The organism is Epilithonimonas caeni DSM 17710 (assembly GCF_000426465.1).
Lineage (GTDB): Bacteria > Bacteroidota > Bacteroidia > Flavobacteriales > Weeksellaceae > Epilithonimonas > Epilithonimonas caeni.
Genome location: NZ_AUFK01000014.1, coordinates 197734 through 222111, shown reverse-complemented (window position 1 = coordinate 222111; position 24378 = coordinate 197734). Strand labels below are relative to the sequence as shown.

The 24378-nt window shown below is 35.9% G+C and carries 25 protein-coding genes; 15 read left to right on the top strand and 10 right to left on the bottom strand.

Going from position 1 to position 24378, the window contains the following annotated elements; all coding sequences use genetic code 11:
* Window positions 1-5: 5 nt before the first annotated feature.
* From K319_RS0109240 to K319_RS0109170, 15 genes are all read left to right on the top strand, one after another.
* Window positions 6-1574: a hypothetical protein gene (locus tag K319_RS0109240; protein ID WP_027383406.1), complete on the top strand. Its 1569-nt coding sequence runs from the start codon at window positions 6-8 to the stop codon at window positions 1572-1574.
* Window positions 1575-1712: 138 nt separating this feature from the next.
* Window positions 1713-2783, top strand: coding sequence for a formimidoylglutamase (locus K319_RS0109235; protein ID WP_027383405.1), 1071 nt, complete (start codon window positions 1713-1715; stop codon window positions 2781-2783).
* Window positions 2784-2905: 122 nt separating this feature from the next.
* Window positions 2906-3913 (top strand): glycosyltransferase family 2 protein, encoded by a 1008-nt coding sequence (locus K319_RS0109230; protein ID WP_027383404.1) that lies wholly within the window; start codon window positions 2906-2908, stop codon window positions 3911-3913.
* 23 nt (window positions 3914-3936) lie between these two features.
* Window positions 3937-5046 (top strand): glycosyltransferase family 4 protein, encoded by a 1110-nt coding sequence (locus K319_RS0109225; RefSeq protein ID WP_034671610.1) that lies wholly within the window; start codon window positions 3937-3939, stop codon window positions 5044-5046.
* Between the two features lie 31 nt (window positions 5047-5077).
* Window positions 5078-5944, top strand: a complete 867-nt coding sequence (locus tag K319_RS0109220; RefSeq protein WP_027383402.1) for a polysaccharide biosynthesis/export family protein — start codon at window positions 5078-5080, stop codon at window positions 5942-5944.
* Between the two features lie 2 nt (window positions 5945-5946).
* A complete protein-coding gene (locus tag K319_RS0109215; protein WP_027383401.1) occupies window positions 5947-8457 on the top strand; it encodes an exopolysaccharide transport family protein in 2511 nt (836 codons plus the stop codon).
* A gap of 178 nt (window positions 8458-8635) precedes the next feature.
* Entirely contained in the window at window positions 8636-9430 is a 795-nt protein-coding gene (porG, locus tag K319_RS0109210; RefSeq protein WP_027383400.1) for a type IX secretion system protein PorG, read from the top strand.
* 5 nt (window positions 9431-9435) lie between these two features.
* Window positions 9436-10182: an isoprenyl transferase gene (locus K319_RS0109205; RefSeq protein WP_027383399.1), complete on the top strand. Its 747-nt coding sequence runs from the start codon at window positions 9436-9438 to the stop codon at window positions 10180-10182.
* A 27-nt stretch (window positions 10183-10209) separates the two neighbouring features.
* A complete protein-coding gene (gene bamA, locus K319_RS0109200; protein ID WP_027383398.1) occupies window positions 10210-12744 on the top strand; it encodes an outer membrane protein assembly factor BamA in 2535 nt (844 codons plus the stop codon).
* 22 nt (window positions 12745-12766) lie between these two features.
* Complete coding sequence (locus K319_RS20090) at window positions 12767-13393, top strand: OmpH family outer membrane protein (protein WP_084403427.1); 627 nt, start codon at window positions 12767-12769, stop codon at window positions 13391-13393.
* Between the two features lie 41 nt (window positions 13394-13434).
* Entirely contained in the window at window positions 13435-13935 is a 501-nt protein-coding gene (locus K319_RS0109190; RefSeq protein ID WP_027383397.1) for an OmpH family outer membrane protein, read from the top strand.
* Window positions 13936-13992: 57 nt separating this feature from the next.
* A complete protein-coding gene (locus tag K319_RS0109185) occupies window positions 13993-14472 on the top strand; it encodes an acyl-CoA thioesterase (RefSeq protein WP_027383396.1) in 480 nt (159 codons plus the stop codon).
* A 1-nt stretch (window position 14473) separates the two neighbouring features.
* Window positions 14474-15343, top strand: a complete 870-nt coding sequence (rfbD, locus tag K319_RS0109180; RefSeq protein WP_027383395.1) for a dTDP-4-dehydrorhamnose reductase — start codon at window positions 14474-14476, stop codon at window positions 15341-15343.
* Window positions 15336-16016: a hypothetical protein gene (locus K319_RS0109175; RefSeq protein WP_027383394.1), complete on the top strand. Its 681-nt coding sequence runs from the start codon at window positions 15336-15338 to the stop codon at window positions 16014-16016. Before rfbD ends, K319_RS0109175 begins: the two co-directional genes overlap by 8 nt.
* Window positions 16017-16177: 161 nt before the next feature.
* Complete coding sequence (locus K319_RS0109170) at window positions 16178-17548, top strand: tetratricopeptide repeat protein (protein WP_027383393.1); 1371 nt, start codon at window positions 16178-16180, stop codon at window positions 17546-17548.
* Between the two features lie 37 nt (window positions 17549-17585).
* Here the strand turns inward: K319_RS0109170 and K319_RS0109165 are convergent, their stop codons facing one another.
* From K319_RS0109165 to K319_RS0109120, 10 genes are all read right to left on the bottom strand, one after another.
* Window positions 17586-18464 (bottom strand): hypothetical protein, encoded by an 879-nt coding sequence (locus K319_RS0109165; protein WP_027383392.1) that lies wholly within the window; start codon window positions 18462-18464, stop codon window positions 17586-17588.
* A 7-nt stretch (window positions 18465-18471) separates the two neighbouring features.
* Entirely contained in the window at window positions 18472-19812 is a 1341-nt protein-coding gene (locus K319_RS0109160) for a coiled-coil domain-containing protein (RefSeq protein WP_027383391.1), read from the bottom strand.
* Between the two features lie 6 nt (window positions 19813-19818).
* Window positions 19819-20226 (bottom strand): hypothetical protein, encoded by a 408-nt coding sequence (locus K319_RS0109155; protein ID WP_027383390.1) that lies wholly within the window; start codon window positions 20224-20226, stop codon window positions 19819-19821.
* 5 nt (window positions 20227-20231) lie between these two features.
* Complete coding sequence (locus K319_RS0109150; protein ID WP_027383389.1) at window positions 20232-20627, bottom strand: DUF6804 family protein; 396 nt, start codon at window positions 20625-20627, stop codon at window positions 20232-20234.
* Window positions 20628-20638: 11 nt separating this feature from the next.
* A complete protein-coding gene (locus tag K319_RS0109145) occupies window positions 20639-20854 on the bottom strand; it encodes a TM2 domain-containing protein (RefSeq protein WP_027383388.1) in 216 nt (71 codons plus the stop codon).
* A 4-nt stretch (window positions 20855-20858) separates the two neighbouring features.
* A complete protein-coding gene (locus K319_RS0109140; RefSeq protein ID WP_027383387.1) occupies window positions 20859-21485 on the bottom strand; it encodes a PH domain-containing protein in 627 nt (208 codons plus the stop codon).
* A 177-nt stretch (window positions 21486-21662) separates the two neighbouring features.
* Window positions 21663-22127 (bottom strand): SH3 domain-containing protein, encoded by a 465-nt coding sequence (locus K319_RS0109135; protein WP_027383386.1) that lies wholly within the window; start codon window positions 22125-22127, stop codon window positions 21663-21665.
* Between the two features lie 39 nt (window positions 22128-22166).
* On the bottom strand, window positions 22167-23234 hold the full coding sequence (locus K319_RS0109130) for a type I restriction endonuclease (protein ID WP_027383385.1): 1068 nt from the start codon (window positions 23232-23234) through the stop codon (window positions 22167-22169).
* 9 nt (window positions 23235-23243) lie between these two features.
* Window positions 23244-23576, bottom strand: a complete 333-nt coding sequence (locus tag K319_RS0109125) for a YegP family protein (RefSeq protein WP_027383384.1) — start codon at window positions 23574-23576, stop codon at window positions 23244-23246.
* A 133-nt stretch (window positions 23577-23709) separates the two neighbouring features.
* The gene (locus K319_RS0109120) at window positions 23710-24375 is read right to left on the bottom strand and encodes a response regulator (protein WP_027383383.1); all 666 of its coding nucleotides are present in this window, start codon (window positions 24373-24375) and stop codon (window positions 23710-23712) included.
* Window positions 24376-24378 lie beyond the last annotated feature (3 nt).

Genomic DNA, 24378 nt, shown 5'->3' with positions numbered 1-24378 from the left:
TTGGAATGATGAAAAAAAGCATCGCACTTATAATATTATTTCTGATACTTGGATCGTTGATCTTTTTCAATATTCAGGTCGTTGTGGAATTTGCGGGAAGGTATATTTATCCCTTGGATGACGCATACATTCACTTGTCAATGGCTAAAAATTTTGCCGAATTTCAAACCTGGGGAATTACGCAATATGAGTTTTCCTCCACAACATCTTCTCCACTTTTTACATTTTTGTTGGCGATTCTAATCAAAATTTTTGGAAATTGGGAGTGCATCCCGTTGGTTGCCAATAGTATCGCAGGAATTGGTTTGATATTAGTTTTTCATCGATATCTCAAACAGTTTTCTCAGTCAACCTATATCATCATATTATCATCTGTCGTTTTATTAATGCCTCTGCATCTGATGATTATGACAGGGATGGAGCACGTTTTCCATACACTGGCGATGATTTTGGTTTTACTCGGATTCCAAAAATATCTTGAAGATAAAGCACCGAGAAATTTCTCAAATCTCGCTTTGTTTTCCATTATTGCCGTAGGTTTCAGATACGAGAGTCTATTTTTCATTTTCTTCATTTGCGTTTACCTTTTCTTTGTTAAGAGAGATTATGTTATAAGTATTGCTTTAGGACTTTTTGCGATCACTCCGGTTTTGGTTTACGGATGGATTTCTATTGACCACGATTCATTTTTCCTTCCGAATTCTTTGATTCTAAAAGGAAATACTAATGACGGAATTATAGGATTTTTAACAAGAGTTGCCGGAAATGCCTATCGTGGAATTTCAGTTCTGATATTGGTTTTGATTTTGTTGATTCAGATTTTCAGAAACTTAAAAACTCAAAAACTGCCAAACCCCGAAACTCTCCGACTCTCAAAAAATGCCATTCCGTTTATGGTATTTTGCGGATTTGTAGTCCATCTTTTATTTGCAAATTTCGGTTGGCTGATTCGGTACGAATCTTATCTGGTCGTCGTTATTTTATTTGCGATCACACCTTTCGTTGATGAGGTTTTTCAGAAAAATGTGACCAACAAAATTCTAAAATTCGGAACCGTTTTTCTTCTGCTGATTACGCTTTATATGAGATTTGGAACAATGTTGGAAAAGCAGCAGCTTGCTTCCAAAAATATCTTTGACCAGCAGATCCAGTTGGCAGATTTTCTTCATCAGTATTACAGAAACTCGAGAGTTGTTGCCAATGATATTGGTGCGATCACTTACTATAATAACATACATCTTTTGGATACTTACGGTTTGGGAAGCATAGAAGTGGCAAAACTTAGAAAGAATGACCACGGTAAGTTTCTGGATAATAAGAATCTTCAGAATTATGTTGCAGAAACTGCAAAAAATGAGATGTTCGATGTTGCTTTGGTTTTTGATGAATGGGTAAAAATGCCGGATTACTTCTCAAAAGTCGGGACGCTTACGATTCAGAATAATTATATGTCCGGCGGAACTACGGTTTCTTTTTATTCTGTACAGAAAGAAAATACGCTTAGACTTAAGAATCAATTAATTCAATTTTCTAAGGAAACGCCAAAAGATGTTATTGTAAAAATTGTAAAATAAATTGAAACGCGAAGTCGCAAGATTTTAATAATATTATAGAAATAAAGTCGCTAAGTTTAATAAAAACGGGAGTTGGTTTTTGCGACTTAGAAACGACTGAGATAAAAAAAATTCCGCCTTTGCGATAAAAAATAGATTATGGAATTCGAAGACTTTATCATTGCGCCAAAAAAAATCCGAACCGAGAAATGGCAGATCGGAGACAAGATCATTAATGAAATCAAAGAAGATAGTATTGTTTTGCTTTTCGTTTCAGATTACAGAGGTGCCGACGGAGACGCAGAAAGTCAGGATTTTACAGGGATCCGGAGAGAGTTTTACAGATTATCTCAACTTGACTTTGAAATTCCGATAGTGGATCTGGGCGATCTGGTTTCCGGAAGAACACCACAGGATTCGCATTATATTTTGCAGGAAGTTCTCTCCGCTTGTCATTACAAAGGAGCGATTCCGGTGATTGTTGGCGGGAGCAATGATTTTGCTTTTTCGCTTTTTTCTGCGCTTAATTTTCATCAGAAAGATATCAATTATACTCAGGTCAGCAATGTTGTTTCGTTGAAACAAGAAGAAGAGATCCACGAATCCAATTTCCTAAGCAAAATACTAGGTTCCAAAAATTTCTCTATAAAAAATTATCATCATCTCGGATATCAGAAGCATCTGAACGAAATGGATTCTGTAAAACTCATCAAAGAAGTTCAGTTCGATATTATCCGATTGGCAGAAATGATGAATTCTACAGAGAAAACCGAGCCTTATTTCCGAAAAGCAGATCTGGTAACAATCAATTGCGATGCAGTTGAAAGTTTTGCCGAAGCTTTTTCTATGAACCCACAAGTGAATGGACTCAACAGAAGGGAAATTTGTGCTTATATGAAAGAAATAGGATTGAGTGAAAGACTGAAATCTGTTGGGATCTTCAATTACAATATCTATTCTGATTCTCAGCTCAATCACCAGCTTTTGGCACAGATGATCTGGTATTTGGTAGAAGGGATCAATATTCAGAGATCGCATCCGAAAGAAAAATCTTACGAGACCTTTTATGTTTTGATCAATGATTCTCAATATGCTTTTAAAAGAGAGGTTTTCAGCAATCTTTGGTATTTTGGAGAAGATGAGGATATTGATAATTGCATCCCTTGTTCGCGTTCTGATTTCGACGAAGCCAAAAGAGGTTTCCTGAGTCCTAGATTTACAAGAAATTAAAAAAAATAAATATTTTCTTACAGATTTTGCTGATTGCGCAGATTCGAAGAAATGAAAATTTGTGACTTATTACTTATTGTAATTAAAATTGATTTGCGCCTTTGCGATAAAAAATAACATTAATGACTCAAGTTTCTGCTATCAAAGTTTCAATCATTGTTCCGGTTTATAATGTTGAATTATATCTGGAAAAATGCCTGTTGTCATTGGTCAATCAAACTTTACAGGACATCGAAATCCTTGTTGTGAATGACGGAAGCAAAGATAATTCTCAACAGATCATTGAGAAATTTCAGAAAGATCATCCAAACAAGATTTTTGGTTTCATAAAAGAAAATGGAGGTTTGAGCGATGCCAGAAATTTTGGGATAGACAGAGCAAAGGGGCAGTATCTCGGTTTCGTTGACAGCGATGATTATGTTTCTGAAACGATGTTTGAAGAGATGTATGACCTGGCTGAAAAACATCAAGCTGAAATGACAATTTGTAACCTTCAGAAGGTTGATGAAAATGGCAATATTACTCAAAAATTGACACAGCTTCCTGGTTTTCCGGAGAAAATAGTTTTAGAGGAGAATCTCTCAGTTTTCTCTGATATTTCTTATTTTGCATGTAATAAACTATTTAAGAAAGAACTTTTTCAAAATATTAGATTCAAAAAAGGAATTCATTTTGAAGATATCGAACTGATTCCGCAACTTTTACTTGATTGTAATATTTTGGCCTTCATTCCGAATTATCATTATCAATACCTGGAAAGACAGGATTCTATCAGCAAAAGTCATACGACGAAAGGTTTGGATATTTTGAGAGCTGTGGAAACTGTGGGCGAGAAATTTGACCAAAGCAGATTTTCTGATCAAAAAAATGATCTGAAAGGTTTTCAAATTCTGGAAGGTGTTTATACTTTTCTCGCTTATCAGGCATTTGTAAAAGATGAAGGCGATTTTTATAAAATGTCAAAAGAATTGGATAGATTTATAGCACTCAATGATTTAAAAATTAAAGATATATTGGAATATAAGCGGTTTGGTAAGAATTATCTATTATCTTTGCCCCTGAGAAAAAAAATTTATTACATCCTTAGTCTTTTCAGGCTTAGGAGAATTGTCAGGCTATTGACAAAATAATAAGTAAAAGTCAAAAACACTAGATGAATAATAATTTCGAAACTTTTATAGAAAGCACCGGAATCTCCTTTTTTTACTTTAAGCTTTTGTTGGGCTTTGCATTTTCGTTTTTGATAACATACACGGCAATACCTACAATTATAAAGATATCCAGAAGAAAAAATCTGATGGACGAGCCGGGTGCAAGAAGCTCACATCTTAGAAAGATACCTAACCTGGGAGGTATTGCTATCTTTTTTTCTTTGGGTGTTTGTGCTCCCATTTTTGCCTACGAATTATTCGATCGCTATAAGTTCTTGTTTGCGTCTTTCATAATCCTGTTTTTTGTGGGAGTGATGGATGATATCATGGTTTTACGTGCATATAAGAAGCTTCTAGCTCAGATCTTGGTCTCCTCGCTGGTTGTGATAGGCTCTGATGTAAGGATAAGAAGTCTGTTCGGCGTATTCGGTATATATGAGGTCAATTATTATCTAAGCGTAATATTCAGTATTATGACGTTTATTATTCTGATCAATGCATTCAACCTTATCGATGGTATCGACGGTCTTGCTGGCTGCTATACGATAGCCACGAGCATATTGTTTGGTATAAGCTTTTACAGATTAGGGCCACATAATGATCCGCTCGTCATCCTTTGTGCTATTATCATTGCTGCGTCTTTAGGTTTTTTGATCTACAACCTTTCCAATAAGAGAAGCACAAAGATTTTTATGGGGGATACTGGTTCTATGATATTGGGGTTTTTGTTGGCTTTCACAGGGATTTCTTTTATAGAGATCTTTATCGCAAAGAATGATGATGTGTTTTACTACCTGCAGACAGCACCTGTAATTGCGGTTGCTATTCTGATCTTACCAATTATCGATACACTCACGGTTATTATTACAAGGATCTATCATAAAAAGTCTGTATTGTCCCCGGACAAAAATCACATACATCACAAACTATTGAATCTGGGGCTTACGCACCGTCGCTCAACAGCATATATTGTGACCTACTACATTTTTATCATTGTCGTAGTTTACTTTTTGAGACACTTGAAAATCAATCAGCTATTGATTGTTGTGATGGTGTTGGGTTTTTTAGGGGCTTATTTGCCGATTATTTTATTGAGATTTAAAAAAGATTAAAATAATTTACTTTTGTAAAAAAAAAACATTAATGAGAAAGAGTTATTCATTTAACATATTTTTATTGTTCATATTGGTTGGATTTTCTTCTTGTGTGTCAAAAAAAGACATTAGATATCTGCAACCTAGTGAAAGTTTAACCATCAATGAGGAGGGTCTGGTACCTTATAATGTCCCAGAATATAGGGTCACAAAGGGAGATATCCTGAAGCTGAATGTGGTTACTACACCTAATGGCGATGCTGCCCAATTTTATTCTTCTTTAAATGCATCTGCTGCTGGTACTACTGGAAACGGCAGCGTTTCTGGAGGCAATAGTGCAGGCCAGGCAGGAAGTGGGCATGGAGGTACCGCAACATATTACTTAAATGGATTAAAAGTAGACTCTAATGGGGATGTCAATATCTTTGGAATAGGATATATAAAAGCGGAGGGCAGGACCTTGGAAGAAATGACAAGAGAGATCCAGGAACGGGTGAATGAGAATTTTCTACAAGGCAAATCTGAAGTTAGACTCAATCTGGATGGTCTGAGGTATTATTTCCTTGGAGATATGGAAACAATAGATATCACTGGGGAAAAAGTGGCATATACAAATCAGCTTAGTATCATGCAGGCGATTGCAATGAATGGGGGACTTAATCGTACCGTTGACAGAAAAAATATTACTATCCATAGAAAATATCCTGAAGGAATAAAGGTGGCTAAACTAGATCTTACTAGAGAAGATGCAATGAATTCACCTTATTATTGGTTGCAAAATGGAGATATTATCTATCTGAATACCAATGCCAAGAGTATCAATGGATTTGGAAAAGAACCTTTGCAGGCAGTTACTACAGGAGTATCTCTTCTTACAACAGTAATGTCTATTTATCTAATTCTTACGAAGTTATAATAATGATTCCGGATAAAAATAACAGTAAACAGGGCGCAGGACAAGAGGCTGAAAAAATTGGGTCATTTAATTTATTTGATCCCGCCCATTTTGTTCAGAGGGTCATCAAAAACTGGTATTGGTTTGTGATCTTGGGATTTATAGGTTACTGCATATCATTTGTGTATAGCAAATATTATGCACAGAGAATTTATGCCTCTAGCTTGTCCTTAAGTATTTCAAATAACACGGCTAGTTATTTTACGCCAAACCAATCAATTAACTTTATATGGGGGCAAGGAGGCAATCAAGATGGAGTTTATCTGAAAAAGATACTATTGTCCAGAAGCCATAATGAATATTTGGTCAAAAAATTAGACCTTATAACAAATTATACAACGAAAGGGTTAATTAAAACCACCTATCTGGATAAAGAAGATAGTCCCGTTTTTCTGGAGATTGATAAAGGGCATCTTCAGCAGGTGAACTATAATATAAACATCATTCCCAAAGGGAAAAATAATTATGAAGTCGTTCTTCCGGAAGAAGGATTGTCCAATTATCTCTATAACTATAATACCGAAGCCTACGAAACTGTTCCTTCCTATTCTAGAAAAAAGAACACTATTCTTAAAATAAACGAATGGTATGAATCTCCTAATCTGAAATTCAGATTGGTTCCAAATCCCACTCCAAATCCTAATGTGGAACTTCAGAATATAATAATAAATCTTATTCCTGTAAACCAGGCTGTTAACAGTATCGTGAGTAGCTTGACCGTGGATTTTGATAAAGAGCTTTCTTCTATTATGATCATCAGTAAATCAGGATATAATCTGAATAATACGATCAATTTTCTGAATAATTCTGTAACCGAGCTGAAAAAAAAGAGATTGCAGGATCAGAATATTGTAGATCAAAATACGGTAGAATATCTTAGTAATAATCTTATAAAAATCAGAAAGAAGCTTGATTCCAGTGCTACTGTTCTTAACAACTTAAAGATTAACAATCGTCTTTTCGATATGGAAAATATCGATGCGAAAACATTAGAAAAGCTTACTAATCTGGAAGCTCAAAAAGCTGAGCTTGTAACAAAACTTAATTCTCTTACTGATATAAGAAACTCTGTAGATGCAAACAGTATAGAGAAAATGATCAATCTAAATTTGGCGGGGATAGAAGATGGTGGTTTTAATGCCTCTATTTCAGAACTCAAGGCTCTTTATGCTAAACGGAGAGAGATGGCGCTGATATATACGCCTAATTCTGAGCCAATGAGGGAAATCAATAGACTGATCAACGAAGCAAGAAATGTTTCGCAAGGTGGGCTCCGGAAATATTTCCAAGGTTACTATGATAAACTTGCTGATCTGAATTCTCAAATCGGAGTGATAGACCACGATCTGATTACCCTACCGGAAAAGCAAAGAATGTTTCTGGATGCACAGAGAGGTTACGATATGATAGAAAGTACCTACAATACTTTACTGGCAGAACAGTCAAAATCTCAAATGAGAGTGGCAACGAATCAAAGTAATCTCAATATCATAGATCCGGCCAAGAATCTTGGGCAAGGACCTATCGCCCCCAACGTTAATGCTACCCAAATGCAGATCATGGGAGGTTTGTTGCTGATTCCTCTTATCTTCTTGGCAATTGGGGAATTGCTTGATAATAAAATTAGAAGTATAAAAGAATTGTTAACAGTTACCAAAATTCCATTATTGGGAGTTGTAGGACATAACAATTATGATAATAACCTGACTGTGCTGGAAGAACCAAAATCGTCCATATCAGAGGCCTTTAGAGCCGTAAGGGCCAATCTTCGGTTTTTGTTTGATGAGGAACAAAAAAGCAAGGTCATCTTAGTGACCTCGTCTATCAGCGGCGAAGGTAAAACCTATGTGTCGATCAATATTGCATCGGTATTGGGATTAAGTGGTAAAAAGGCTGTCCTTCTTGGGATGGACCTTAGGAAACCCAAGATTTTCGGAGATTTCAAGATCAATAATAAGAATGGGATATCCAATTATCTTACAGGACAGGTAAAACTTGAAGAAATCATCAATAATACGAGTATCCCTGGTTTGGATGTGATCACATCAGGGCCGATTCCTCCAAATCCTTCTGAATTATTGATGAGCGATAGCAACATGCAGTTCATAGATAAGTTGAAGGAGATGTATGAATATGTTATCATAGATTCTCCACCGGTTGGTCTGGTTGCCGACTCTTTTGAGTTGATCAAGAAAGCTGATACCACAATATATGTCGTTCGACATGAATATACGGAAAAGCATATGCTGAAAATGATAACAGAAAAATATTTTAACAAAGAAATTTCCAATTTAGGATTTGTTTATAACGATTTTGTGGTCAAGCAAGGTTACGGCTATGGTTACGGCTACGGCTATGGTTACGGCTACGGATATGGCTACGGTTATGGATATTTCGAGGAAGATAAAAATTATACTGAACCTACTATTATCAGGGTTAGAAATAAGCTGAAAAAGTTTTTTGGTAAAAAATAGGAGCCTTTATTAAGGCTTTTATTTTTTTTAAAGACTATTTTGATAATATGTTCGTTTTTATAACAATAAATTATATTTTTTCGATCTTATTTAACTAAACTTTAAGAAGTTCCTTAAACTAAAAATGTTTTATATTTGCACCAAATTTTTGAATAATAGACGTTTCAGTATATTGAAAATGAAGAAAGAGTCAACTTATATCCTTATCGCCCTATTTTGTTTTCTTGGCTTAAAAGCTCAAAGACATGAGATTGGAGTGCAGATGGGTATGAGCAACCTTGTAGGCGATATAGGAAGGACAAACTATATCCTGCAAAAACCTATGGCTCCTGTGTCTGATTATGGACTGCCGTTTTACGGTGGAATAATGTATAGGATGAATTTTAACCCGTATCAAACGGTAAGGCTTAATTTAGGATTCAATAATATCCAGTTTGATGACAGGTATGCCAAAGAAAATTACAGAAGAATGAGGAAGCTTTGGGGAACCAATTCCGTATTCTCTGCCGACCTACTTTTTGAATATAACTTTTTACCAGTGAATGAGGAACAGCGTAGTATGATCAGTCCTTACATATTTGCTGGGGTTTCTGGTTTATATATGAATGCTTCCAAACCGGAACTTACGATTGCATCTGCTACAGATGTTAGAGTAAATTATGCTCAGGAAAAAATATTTACAATGGGTCTGCCATTTGGAGTAGGATTAAAGTATAAATTCAATTACAATTGGGCAATATCTGGGGAATTCACTTTCCGTCCTACATTCTCCGACCAAGTGGACTATAGCATGCTGAAGGATGGAGATGTCAGCGTTGCAAAAACAGCTCTTGACAAAGAACAGACAAACGCTGTGGTTCAGGATTTTATAAACCAAAGAAATATAGGGAATCCAAACTCAAAAGATTGGATCAATTCCGCAACTCTTATCTTGTCTTATTCTTTTGGAAGACCACCTTGTTATTGTAAATAATGATCATGCAGGATTTAAAAAAACTCATAAATAAGGATAAACTTCCAAAACATGTTGCCGTCATCATGGATGGTAACGGAAGGTGGGCCAAGTCCAGAGGAGAAGAAAGGACATTTGGTCATAGAAATGCTATCAATGCCGTGCGTAATGTGATCAATGCATGTAACGAGATCCATATTCCGTACCTTACACTTTATACTTTTTCTTCTGAGAATTGGAACCGTCCAAAGGATGAAGTAGATACCTTGATGTCCCTTCTGTCAGAAACATTATTGTTGGAAGCCGAGGAGATCTTTACAAAAGGACTGAGGATGCATGTCGTAGGAGATATAAGCCAACTGCCAGATCTGGTAAGAGATCAGCTGGTCAATGTTATTGAGCTTACAAAACATAATAAAAACGGCAATTTGATTCTTGCTTTGAATTATGGCTCTCAAAAAGAAATATTGAAAGCCGTAAAAGAGATCAGCCAGGATGTAAAAGAAGGGAAAATAGATGTAGAGGATATTGATGAAAAGATTTTCCAGAATCATCTTTACACCAAAGACTTCCCCGAGGTGGACCTTATGATAAGAACAAGCGGAGAGGTCCGTATCAGTAACTTTCTGCTTTGGCAGATCGCATATGCGGAACTGCAGTTTTTGGATGTACTTTGGCCGGATTTTACAAAAGATACATTCTTCCAGTGTGTAATAGATTATCAAAATAAAGAAAGACGATATGGGAAAACAAGCGAACAGCTGATTCCATAAAAATATTTAGAAAAGAGAACTTCAAGAATGAAATTAAGAATTATACCCATTATTTTGTTGACAGCTTCAGCATATTTCCATGCGCAGGTTGTTCCACAGGGTAACAATGCAGAAAACACAGAACTTGTTGCAGGCCAGAATGGAGAGTATGTTTTGAAAGATATCGTGGTAGACGGTGTCAAAAGATATACACCAGCTCAGATCTTGCGTTTTACAGGTCTTGTGAAAGGAGAGAAGTTAGAAATTCCCGGGCAGAGAGTTAGCAATGCTATCAAAAAGCTTTGGGAAACACAGTCTTTCTCAAAAGTGGAGGTTTATATTCAGGATGTGGATGGGCAAAATGTCGTTCTACAATTCCAGTTGCAGGACCTTAAAGAACTTGGAGAAGTCAAATTCACGGGAAAAGGTATCGGGAAATCCAAAAATGAGAAACTCATCAAGGAAAATAACCTGAAACCAGGAACCAAGATCAATAATAACCTTATATCCAGCTTGCAAAACAAGATCCCGCAGGAATATGTTGCGAAAGGCTTTGCAGATGCAAAAATTACCATTCAGGAAAAGGCCAATGGTAATGATGCTAATCTAGTAGATTGGACAATAGAAGTCGCAAAAGGCAAAAAAGTAAAGATCGACAAGATCGAGTTTGATGGCAACGAGCAGGTTTCAGACAGAAAGCTTAGAAATAACGGTTTCAAAGACACCAAACAGAAGAGATTTATAAAAGGAATTTTCAAACCTTCAAAATTTGTTCAGGATAAGTACGATGAAGATAAGAGAAACCTGATAAATTATTATAACTCATTGGGATTCAGGGATGCGACAATTGTTTCAGACTCGGTTTCCAGAAATAAGAAAGGTTACAACATCAAGGTAAAACTTAATGAAGGTAAAAAATACTATATCGGTGATATTAACTTCATCGGAAATACAACCTTTTCTACTGAGTTCTTACAGAAAATATTAGGATATAAAACAGGTGATATTTATGATGCAGTAGGATTCAACAAGAAAGTAGGGGAAGATGGAGGAAAAGAAGACGATTCCGATCTTAAGTCCATTTATATGAACAATGGATTCCTTTTCTCTAATGTTACGCCTATTGAAAAATCCGTAAAGGGGGATTCTATTAATTTGGAGATCAGGATCAATGAAGGAGAAAAAGCAACCTGGAACCGTGTAACCTGGTCAGGAAATACGACTACCCATGATCACGTTATCCTAAGGGCACTTAGGACAAAACCAGGGACCTTGTTTGCCAAATCGGATATCAAGAGAACCTATTTCGAATTGGCAGGTATGCAATTCTTTGATCCTCAACAGATCGGAACAGATGTGAAACCTAATCCACAAGATAATACGGTAAATATGCACTGGACATTGGTAGAGAAGGGATCTTCACAGGTACAGTTGCAAGCTGGTTATGGTGGAGGATCATTTATCGGGACGCTTGGTCTGACTTTCAATAATTTCTCTTTGAAAAACTTCTTGAAATTCAAGGATTTCAAACCGGTTCCTCAAGGTGATGGACAAACTTTGTCACTTCAGGCACAGGCAGGACAATATTTTACCAATTATGGAGTTTCTTTTACAGAGCCTTGGGTATTTGGGACAAGACCGACTGCTTTGAGTGTTGGGTTGAATTATTCCAGAGTAAATTATTCCTATTCGACAGGAGATCAGACAATGAATATATTCTCTGCTACTGCCGGTCTTACAAGATTATTGAAATGGCCGGATGATTACTTCTCACTCTATACGGGGATACAGTTTCAGAGTTATAATTTCAGTAATTATCCTTTCTATTTTGGAGATGCGCTGGAATATAATGGTAGTACGAAATCATTCAGTTTCAATATCGGTTTGAGTAGAAACTCTGCTGGTTTGGATCCGGTTTTCCCTACGTATGGTTCCAATATAGAAGCATCTTTGAAGTTTACGCCGCCTTACTCTTGGTTCAGTAACAAAGATTACTCTACAATGAGTACCTTGGACAAATATAAATGGATGGAGTTCTACAAAGTAAAATTGAAGGCAGATTTCTATAACGAGGTAATCGGAAAACTAGTCCTCAGAACAACTGGGGAGATGGGATTCCTGAATGGATATAGTAAAGAATTAGGTCCACCACCATTTGAAAGATATTATGTTGGAGGTGTTGGTTTGTTCAATGGTCGATTTGATGGTAGAGAATTGGTTCCGTTGAGAGGTTATGAAAATGCTTCTTCCACAGGATTCAGCTCATCATCTACTTATGATATCACGCCTTACGGAGGAGCAACAATTTATAACAGATTCGCTGCGGAATTGAGATATCCGGTCTCTATGAATCAGACAGCAAAGATATTTGCGTTGACATTCGTAGAAGCAGGAAATGCCTGGAATAGTTTCGGGACATATAACCCTTTTAAATTGAAAAGAGCTGCAGGATTAGGCATCAGAGTGTCTATGTCTGCTTTTGGATTGATAGGATTTGATTTTGCTTACGGATTTGATAAAACCTTAGGAAGCTCTGAACCATCAGGATGGCAAACGCACTTCTTGATGAACCAACCATTATAAAAATAAATATTATTTTTGTCAGATGAAAAAAATTGCATTAATTGTAACATTTCTTTTTACCACTACACAAATCTACGCACAGAAGATCGGTGTAGTAGATACCAATTATGTATTAAGTAAATTGCCTCAGTATAAGGAAGCTGAAAACAGACTTAATACCCAGATTGAACAATGGCGGTCTGATTTACAAAAATTACAGGCAGAGTACGAAAGAAAAAGAGAAGCTTTCGAAAATGAAAAAGTTTTACTTGTTGGTGATCAGTTAAAACTTAGAGAAAAAGAAATCGTAGATTTGGAGGCTAGCGTACGTAATACAATTGGTGCAAGATTTGGCTCAAACGGGGAGGTCAATCAGCTTAGGTCCAATCTTACAAAACCTTACCAAGACCAGATATGGAACGCTATTAAGACCGTATCTACCAAAAATAACTTGGGCATAGTTCTTGATAAAAGCAACAACATCAGTGTAATATTCTTGGACAAAAAATACGATTATACAGAAGCTGTGTTGAATTTACTTGTAAAAACGTTGCCTAAAGCAGAAGAAAACAAAACTAATGCTCCATCTAATAGCAATGGGAAAACAGGAGGTAAGATAACTCCGAGAGCCAAAGCGCAGAAACGAGGAGGCGTAGAAGCTTCAAAATAAGATAATTAAAATTAAATATTAAATAAACATAACTTTTTAAAATGAACAAATTAAATGTACTATTAGTTGCAGTTGTAATGGTTTTTGCAACAGGATTTGCAAAGGCACAAAAAATTGCTTCTGTAGATGTAAATGCAATTTTCTCTGCTATGCCAGAGGCAAAAGCTCTTGATCAGCAATTGCAGAATTTGCAAACTGCAAAAACAGCAGAATTAGAGAAACAAGGTAAGTCTCTTCAGGACTTAATGAAAAAATATCAGGAAGAAGCTCCAAAGCAAACTCAGGCTATAAATGAACAAAGAAGCCAGGAAGTTCAAAAACTTCAGGACAATCTTCAGCAGGTTTATGCTGCAGCTCAGAAAGATATTGCAGAGAAAAGAGAGGCGGGCTTAGCTCCACTTGAGAAAAAGATCAACGATGCTATCTCAAAAATTGCCAAAGCAGCAGGTTACGAGTATGTTTTTGATGCTTCTACACCGGCATTACTTTACAAAGCAGGGATAGATGCTACACCGGCAGTTAGAAAAGAATTAGGTCTTTAATTGATACAGACTTTTTAAAACCGCTCTTTTTCGGAGCGGTTTTTTTATTTTTGTACTATGGAAAAAGAATTTTCATCTACCGTAAAGATCCGTTTTGCAGATTGCGACCCCATAGGGCATCTCAATAATGTGAAATATCTGGAATATATGCTCAATGCAAGAGAAGACCATGTGGAAGAAAACTATGGATTCACCTATGAGCAATATACGAGAGAAACAGGTTGTACCTGGGTTACGATCCAGAATGAGATCGCTTATCTGAAAGAAGTAAGATATAATTCAACTGTTGAAATTACGAGCAAAACTATTTTTGTAGATGATATCACTGCTGTTGTAGAATTGCTGATGAAGGATGAAAATGGAGTCGTTCATGCTGTGTTTTGGCTGACGGTCATCTATTTCAACATGAAGACCAGAAGAGCGGAAAAAATGCCTGATGCCACATTGGAAAAGTTTTCTCAATTTCTTGTCGAGATCGGTCACAGAACATTCAAAGAGAGAGTGGCTTATTTAAGGCTTCAGAATAAATCAAAATAATATGGAAAGAATACTTGTTATCGGAGGTAATGGCCAGTTGGGACATTGTCTGCAGAAATTGGCACCAAAATATCATGATCAGTATGATTTCAATTTCACCGGCTCATCGGTTTTAGATATTACAGATTATGAGCAAGTTGATACTGTTTTTGCAGAATATCGACCTGATTTTGTCATCAACGCTTCTGCTTATACAGCAGTAGATCTGGCAGAGAAGGAAATAGAAAAAGCCTTTGCCATCAATGCGGAAGGTGTTGGTAATCTGGCGCGCGTTTGCAAAGACAATAATGCGATCTTGATCCATGTTTCTACAGATTATGTTTTTGATGGAGAAACTAATTTAAGTTATTCGGAAGATGATTTTACAGCCCCGATCGGGGTTTATGGTGCGTCTAAAAGAAAAGGAGAAGAACTGGCGTTGGAAAACAATCCGGAAACCGTGATTCTCAGAACATCATGGCTGTATTCTGAGTTCAATAAGAATTTTGTGAAGACCATGTTGCATTTGTTCGAGATTAAGGATGAATTGGGAATCGTAGGCGATCAGTTCGGACAACCAACCAATGCAAATGATCTTGCGGAAGCTATTATGGAAATCATAGACTCCGAAAGGAAGACTTTCGGTATTTACCATTTTTCAAATTATCCGGAAACCACATGGTTCGATTTTGCAAATAAGATAAAAGAATTCTCCGGTTCTTCCGTTGTATTAAAAGCAATCACTACAGAAGAGTTTCCTACGCCTGCAAAACGTCCGAAAAGAAGCACGATGTCTCTTGATAAAATAGAGAAGGATTATAAAATAGAGCCTAAATATTGGGAAAATAGTCTTAGGGATTGTGTAGAAATTTTAAAGATCACACATGCATAAATTATTATTTTCAATTTGCATTTTTTGTTTTCAGTTCTTTTATCTTCAGAGTATTACACTTAACAAAGTAGATAAGGTCAATGAAAACAAAGACAAATTTTTTTATGAAATATCAGAAACTTCAAAATCGGAATTTCTGGGAGAGATTCTGGTGAATGGCTTCTCCAATGATGACGTTAAAGTATTTGGGGAGATCTATAAGAAAGCTAAACAAGTCGGCGCCAACACATTTTCTTTGAAACCAATTGAAAGTGTGGATGGAACTTTCCAGAAATTTGATCCGGCCTATTATATCCTGAATCTGTATTATACTGGAACAGACGATATTTCCAGTGAAGAGAATGTGGCTTATTTGGTTTCCTCTTCAGATAAAAAGCAGAAGATCACCATAGATAATAAGACCCTGGAAATGCAGCCAAGGCATTATTTGAAAATTAAACTGGTCGATAATGAAGTTCTGACAGTTTCTACCAGAAAACTATTGGGATCTACGGTAAAATTGGCAGGAAAAGCAGGGCAACAGCCTCAGTACTTTTCTTTGTCGAATTTCAAAATTCGTAGCAATGATAGTATCTACGGAGGTGTGAACCTAAAATCAGGCGATATTACCGGCTTAGAAAAATCGTTTGGTATGTTTTTGACTACAATATATTCTGAACAGAAAAACGATTAATGTTAATAAGTTATGACATGTAGTTGACTTATTTTCAGAATAAAATTGATTAACTTTATAAAAGAAGATTTAAGGACCGGCTAATTGTAATTGATTTACAGACCTCACTTGTGCTGAAGCATAACTGAGCGGAGCTAAATCTCAAATCTAAATCACACATATTGGAAGAATTTTTTGAAAACGAACTTGCAAAAAAGTTCGAGGACATGATAGAAAATAATGAAGAGTTCTATTTCGATACGGAGGAATATGTAGAGATCATTATTTATTACTTGGAGTTGGGGGATTTCAGTTATGCAGAAATGGCCGTAAACCATGCTTTGAAAATTCATCCGAATTCCCTGGAAGTAAAAACAAAACAGCTGGAAGTTTTTCTAGAACTGGAGCGTTATGCAAAAGCCAAGGAACTGATCGATGAGCTACATCAGTCATCTTTGGAGGAAACGGACTTTTTGGTTTGTTGCGCAAAATATTATTCTAACCTGGGAAATCCTAAAAAATCCATCGAATATTGCATGAAAGCATTGGAACTGGAAGAAGAGGAGAATTTCCTTCACAATTTCATTGCGGATGAATATGTCAATCTGGACGACCCTTTCAATGCGTTGAAGCATTATACTTCGGCGTTGGAGCACGACCCTTACGATGATTACTCTTTGGAGAATGTAATGCTATGTTACAACAAGCTCAATCGTCCTCAGGAAGCCTTGGATTTCATCAATCAATATCTGGACAGATTCCCTTTCTCCGAGACCGCATGGTATGAGTATGGACAGTTTTTCTTCAATAAGAAGAATTATGACGAGGCGATAAGGGGATTCGATTATATTCTAGCGATCAACTCCGGAGCAGTGGGTGTCTATGCAAACAAAGCCGCTTGTTACGAGGCGATGAGTGAGTGGGATAAAGCCATTGCTGTCTATGAGGAAATGCTGGATCTGGAGTATACAAAAGCATTCACCTATTACAAGATCGGATTGTGTTATAAGGAAGCTAAAAAGTTGGTTCCTGCGCTGACATCTTTCCAAAAGTCGTTAAGAGAGGATCCCCAATTTTATCTGGCGATGATGGAGCAATCCAACATCTATGAAGAAATGGGAAACCCAAAAGAGGCACTCTATTTTGCTCAGGAAGCAGTTGCTCTTAATGAAGGTAATTTGGAATACCAGAAAAGATTGGCCTTTCTTTACATCACTTGCGGAGAGTATGAGGAAAGTCTAGGTTGTCTGAAAAAATTGATAGACGCAGAGCCCAACAGGTTTTATAATTGGTATGCCTATTCAGAGGTTCTGATGTTGATCGGTGATTATGAAGAAGCTATACCGATTCTTGAAAAAGCATTGCAAATGCATCAGAGAGCAGAGTTATACTATCAACTGAGCAATAGCTATTTCAATCTGAAAAATGATGCCGAAGGAGTTCTTGCTTTGGAAAAGGCTTTAGAATTGGATTCTTCTCTTATTAAGGATATGCAGCAGAAATATCCGTTCATAAAAGAACAGGTCAAAAAGATCAAGACCAAGAAAAAATAATAAAAGCTCAGAGTAATCTGAGCTTTTTGTTTTAAGGTCATTTATTCAAAATGAATTGTTTGATCACGGGTTCAAGATTGCTTGGAAGATCCGCCGATTTTATTTGAAATTTTTTAATCTTCATTTCTTTAAACCAGTTTTCCCAGTATGCTTTTATTACTGCTTCTTCAAAAGGATTGCCCTTTTCCGGATTGATTCCAAGGACCATAACTTCCAGATTACTCAGATTATCGTTGGCTTTGACAAAACCAAACTTGCTTTTTTCGATTATAGCTTTAAAATTGGAAGTTGAAAGATTGTTTGATTTTATCAATTTGGTGGTCAGATAAGAAGTTTTATTTTCTTCTTCAAATTTTGTGTTCTCATGATACATATATCCATCAGTCAAGATGAAAAGGATGTTTTTTCTATCGTTTCTGATGCAATAATCATTAACTTTATTTTTAAAGAACTCCCAAATATCAGAACCTACGTAATGTCCGTCATGAATTGCTGATTGATAGATATTCAAAGGTAACTCAGAATATTTTTTGTCAACAAAAGCAAAGTGATCTTTGCGGGTATTTTTATCAAAGGACACTTTAAGTTGTTTTGTAAATTCATTCGTTTTCGGATCAGAAGGTTCAGGATTGAAGAAAACCTGCATCTGGTCATCGTAAGTAATGATCTTTTTTGATTTGATATGATCTAGAAATCCTTTTTCGATTGCTTTGATATATTCTGTATCCCGTTGGAAATATTCCATTGTCGGGTTTGGATTGATTTTCGGAGCAATTCTATCCGATAGATCGATCAAAATACTGACATTGATATTATTTGAATCAACAATTGGTTTACAATCCGTACAATCTGGCATTTCTGTTTTACAACAAGAAGTTACAGAAATGATCATTAATAGGTAAAATATTCTTTTCATAATACGTTTATAAGGATGATAGGTAGACCAGGTTTTGATTATCAGAGTTTGCGCCAACATTTTCCAGGTTTGCATTGTAAGTTTCAATACAGCTGTCAATCATTGTCTGTTTTTCCGTTTTGGAAACTGCTATTTTTTCACCGATAAAAGTGATCCAGCCTTGCACATATTCAGAAGCATAAAGTTTGTAGTCTTTGGTCGGGATGATCACTCCATCGATAATATTTTGAAGTTCTTCGATCCTACCTCTTGTTTTGATGGTCAGTTCTTTTGTTGTTCCGATGCTGGCTAAGATTTCTTCAATATCTTTTTTCAAAACATTTATTTTTTCTAAAAGAGAGAGAACATTTTTCTGCCTGATCTCCTGTTCACTTCTGATCTTATCTTTTTCTCTGTGTTCTTTCATTACAAAGTCAAAGACCAATCCCCATATGATATAAACAATGAACCCTGCGAAGATAATTCCCCAAAATTGATTTTTGGTCAATGCAATTTGAAGGTCAAACTCTGGGGAATTGAAGGTTTTATTCAATTCGTACAATCTCGCTTCAATTTCATAGGCTAAAATGGCATCGAAAATAAATGTTACGATGAAGAGTAAACCCAGTTTGATGTGATTTGCTCTGGATTTGTTTTCGCCAAACATATGGATCAGAAATCCCAATCCAAGAAATACAAATGGAATTAAAGTAACGAAAGCTCCTTCAATCAGTCCTTCGTTCCAGGCTTTGCTGAAAGCTTGCGCATCGAAGACACTTTGTATAACCGTACTTTTTGCATCAAAGTTTTTAAAAAAAGCAGAATAAGAAGTCGAAACATAAAATGTGAATAGATATAGACTTATCGGTAAAAGAAGAATGCTACCAATCCAGAATTTTGCAGATGCGCCTCTGGTCGCTTTTACATTATATTTTTCTGGATTTCTTGGCAGATCAATGATCTCTGCTTTAAGGGCTTCAATTTGATTTTGGTGGATTTCAACTTCTGAGTTTTTGCTTTTTAGCTGTTCCTCTTTGGTTTCTTGTGAAACTGTTAATGCTTTTATCTCAGTTTCTTTGTTCTTTTGCTCGTTGATGTAAGATTCTTTCAGTTTTTGCTGTTTTTCAACCATCTCTTTTTCCTCATTCTGGAATTTTGAATAAACCGCATCCAGACAAATTGAGAGGGTAGAGTGGTTTCCGCTGGTTCTGGAACTATCTCTGTATCCGGATTCGTGATAGGTTCTTTTCCTGCTTTCTTCGGGAGATTCTTCGCTAGAATCTATTTCAACTTTTGGAAGTTGCTCTTGCTTAGGTTCTATTGCAACAGACTTTAATTTAAATAAATTTTTTATACTTGTAGTATCCATAATACATCAGTTTTTTAATTCAAATATGATCTCATTTTTATGTTTTCCGACTTTTACAGCTTCAATCATATAATCTACGATTGCCATTGCATTTTCTTCTAAGAAACCGAACATCAGAACATATTTTTGCATTGCAGAATATTCATCCGGAGAAACGATTCCGTCTGCCCAGATCATGATGGTAAGATCATAGAGATAGTCGATTTTTTCTTCGATGGTTTGTGGTACCAATGATTTTATGTTGATAGGATTTAAAAGGATATCGTCTAGATTTTTAGATGAAATCCCCCTTTCTTCGGCGCATTTGTATAACATCTTCAATTCTAAAGCACTGAAATCATCATCGCAGATTGCCATCTGATAAAGCCTTAAAAAATGAGCTTTGAGTTTTTCTGTTATTTGATTCTTCTCCATAACCTTTATTCTTCTTTTGGTTTTTTAGGATTAATGATTTTATCTCGTGAAGGAGAGCTTTGATATGTTGGGTATTCTGAAGTTTCTTCGATGATTTTGTCTTCCTCTTTTTGTTCCTGCTTTTCAAGAAAAGTAATTAACAGAAATAGTATTCCTGTAATTGTGTCAATCGGGATCCATAAACTTTTCCGGTATAAATAAACGGGAAAAACAGGATTGAAAAGAATAAGGATGATAAGAAAAATTATACTGAAATAATGTTGTCTAAAGCTTAAAGTATTATATAAAATAATTAAAGCACCAACAGAAACAAGCGTTCGGAGAAAAGTATAATATTCTATGGGAAGTTTGAAAATACCGATGAAACAACATATCGCACAGAGGGAGAGAAATGGTTTCATCTTTTCTGATTTTAAAATCCTGTCCGGATATTATATTTATAATTAAAATTATCTTCTGACATAAAAATGAAAATGAAGAAATCGAAGAGCGCAATCAATGCAGGTATAAAAGTCCAGCAGAACAAAAGATAAAGCAATCCGAGAATGTTCTGTCCCAAATAGAATCTGTGAACGCCTATTCCTCCCAGGAAAAAAGCAAGCAATACGGTAGTAGATTTTGATTTCATAATATTAAACTCTTGATAAGATTTCATTTTTTTTAATTTCGAATTCTTCAGGCGAAATGATGCCGTTTTCCATTAATCCTTTTAATTTTTGCAAGAGAGCAAATGGATCTTCATTTTCTATCTGCAATGCTGGTGGCTGCTGATGAAATTGTTGAGGATGCGTAATAATTGGTGTCGCATTATTTACGGTGACACCTCCTGCTGAAGCTCTTCGGACCTCAAGCTCTTTTTCTCTTCTTACACCTCTCATTTGTTCCTCGATTTCCTGAGCGTATTGATAGAGCTTTCTTGCCTGAGCTTTTGGGAGATAATCCATCATATTGGTGAAATTTCTTGTAGTTCTCATCATAAAAGTAGCGCCAATAATCCCTTCTTTGATATGACAATCAGCAACATCTATCCAGCTGTAATCTTGAAAATCCATTGAAAGGCCAAATGTTTTTGGTCGGCAGAAAATAATTCTTCTGTTAGTGAGGGCAATGCAGTCCGGCGATAGATTGAGAGCTGGCTTTTTCTGGACAGCAATATATTCTACAAACTCCTGAGAAGTAAGAAGGCTTTTGATTCTTTCCAGAAGCTTTTCTACAGCCTTGGGGTCTTGTTCTTCGTTTAAAAATTTCTTTAAATTCATAATGTTTTCATTTTTAGGTTGTAACTCTATATGGCGAAATTGCCCATGTTTGTTTATAAAATGTAAAGCAATTTGTAGAGTTTTATTGGATTCTTTTTTTATTTTTTATTTGCTTGAATAAGCCTACCAACGCTATACACTAAGGGAAAAATAAAGCTATTATTTTTGAAGACCGGATCATGATTTTACATCCTTGTAATAAATAAATCCTATTTTCCCGCTACTTTTAACTTTTATTTTATACCAGTTATCTAATTTTGAGATTTGGATTAACTTTTCATTTTTGGAAATATTTTCTACTACTTTTGACTGGAAAGATGGTTTTTCAAAAATATTTGTGGAACGTTCGGATATGATAAGAATTGTAATGTCAGAATGGTCAATGACAGCATTTGGAGTTTTCTGAAATCCACTTTTTCTACTGGCTTTATAAGACTTAGAAGTGTTCGGTTTTTCTGCTGAATGATCAGTAATACTAATATTTCTTTGTCCTTTATTACTGCAAACACCACAAGTTCCACCAGCGCCACAATGTCCGCATCTGGAACAATTGGAACAGGCAGTGCAGTATGCAGAACCTGTGCATCTTCCGTTATGTCCATTATTTTCAGATTTCGAAAAGGAAAATAATGATAACGTCATTAAAAATATACTTGAAACTAAAAGCAAAATATTTCTCATTTAACTATAATTTTCAATGGTTTTATGAAGTTCGTTTCTATAATTGTAGATATCATCCAGAGAATCAAGATTTATTTTCTCTCCGGCATCTTTTCCATTGTGGAAGAGTTCAACAAGGTTTCTGGTAGCTCCGAAATAGAATCTGCAGATCGGTTTTCTATTGTTATCATCCAGTAGGATCCCGAAATAAGATTGTGTGTCCCGGTAAGCAATTCTTTCTGCAGGGATTTTTTCACGCAGAATGGCTTTCACGATTTGGAAAGCTTCCAATTCTTCGTCCGTTGTTATAACTTTTGGAGTGTCATTATTCTGGTCAATGTTTGTCGGGACCGTTGTTTTTTCAGTTTCGATATTATCATTGATGACCAGAGCAGATTTTAGACGGGAGCTGATGGATTCCGAGATCGAAATGCTTAAAGCTCTTTTGGTATATTCTTTAAAAGAGACCATTCTATTGGCCGTAAGCGGTCTTTCAAAAAATCGGTTGACCAGTAATCTCACCATTTCGTCAGATGGATTTTCGATCTCTTTTTCGAATTCCTTTCTGACGGCTTTGATATACTTTAATGCTTCTGCAGAGTCTAAGATCGATTCCAGATTATAACCTGATTTTGTAAAACTTTCAAGAACTTTGATAGAGCTATCCTTCAAATCATCAAGATTGATGGTGAAGAAAGGCTTCTCGTCCATAATGTTTGGTTTTTCCAGATCAGTATAGAAATTGTAAACAATCCCGTTGGTCAAAACTCCGAACCTCGCTTTGGAAACATGATAATACCGATGAAGCTGTGAATTGTGGGCATCTGCATTTTCTTTCCAGCTTTTACATTCGATAATGAAAATGGGTTCATTGTCTTTCTTAATAACAAAATCAACTTTTTCTCCTTTTTTGGTTCCAATATCTGCGATGAATTCCGGAATCACTTCTGTGGGATTGAAAATATCATAGCCCAGAATCTGAATAAAAGGCATTACAAAAGCCGTTTTCGTAGCTTCTTCCGTCTGGATCTGGTCTTTAAGGCCATTCACTCGCTGATGCAGTTGTTCAAGTTTTAATTTGAGTTCCATGGTTATTAGTTAATTTGTTTCGTCAATGATTTCTGCGGTTGGAGCATTATCTTTTACGGATGCTATTCCGTTTTCCATTCCTTGTTTGGAGCTATATAATTGGCTTTTACCGATTATTTCACCATTTCCGGCTTTCAGAACAAAGTAATCTTTATCATTCGTAGAAGTTCTTCTCTCAAATCTGGAGTCGATTTGGGAATTGACTTTTACGGATTCGATTCCATTTTTGCATCCTGCTTTTGTGGTGTACCCTTCACTTGTAAGGATGATCTCTCCGTTACCGGCCTTGAGATTGAATTGATATTCTCCGTCTTTTCTTTTTGTGATGATGAATTTTCCCATTGTTGTTTTTCATTTGTTTAACAATCCAAAATTACTTCTGCCTGATATTCTTTTTTTACGGAAATCCGTAAAAACAAAAAACTTTCGAAAATATTTTCGAAAGTTTTTAAAATAATCTGTTTATTATTGAATTTTATATAATCCCAAAGTCTTTGCAGAATGCAATCAGTTGTTCATTGCTATTGATGTTTAAGGATTCTTTGATTTCCTTCAGTCTTTTTTCCACAGCACTCATACTGACCGGCTTTATTTGATTTTCTTTCAGATAATTGGGAATGTCTTTTAAAAGGGTTCCATTAGCCAGCAAAGAAACCAGTAATGTGTCGTATTCGGAAAATTCGAAGGAATTTCTTTCCTCGCTTTTACCTTTTAATTCGTACGAAAGGTATTTTTCACCATTAAAAACTGCTCTTATCGCTTTTTTCAGGTCTTTCACATCTTCACGCCCCTTTTTTACATAACCGTTTATTTTTTGCTCATTGAAGAGCTTCTCAATGATAACTTCTTTTTTTTCAACAGAAAAAACAATCACTTTCAGATTCGGATGAAGTTCTCTTGCGGCAGAAATAAGTTGCTGACCATTTTTAAGATTCTGTTCCCTGTGGTCTTCGTCAAAAGAAAGGTCTGTTATTAAAAGTTCGAAAGGATTGTTTTCCTGCAAACTCATTTTGATTCTGCTAAGGGCATCATCACAATAGTTGACATATTTTGGATTCGCAATTTTAAGGTCTTCCAAAGTTTTTTGAACAGAGATATTGGAGCTTTCGTAATCTTCAGCGATAAGGATTTTTGTAAACATAAG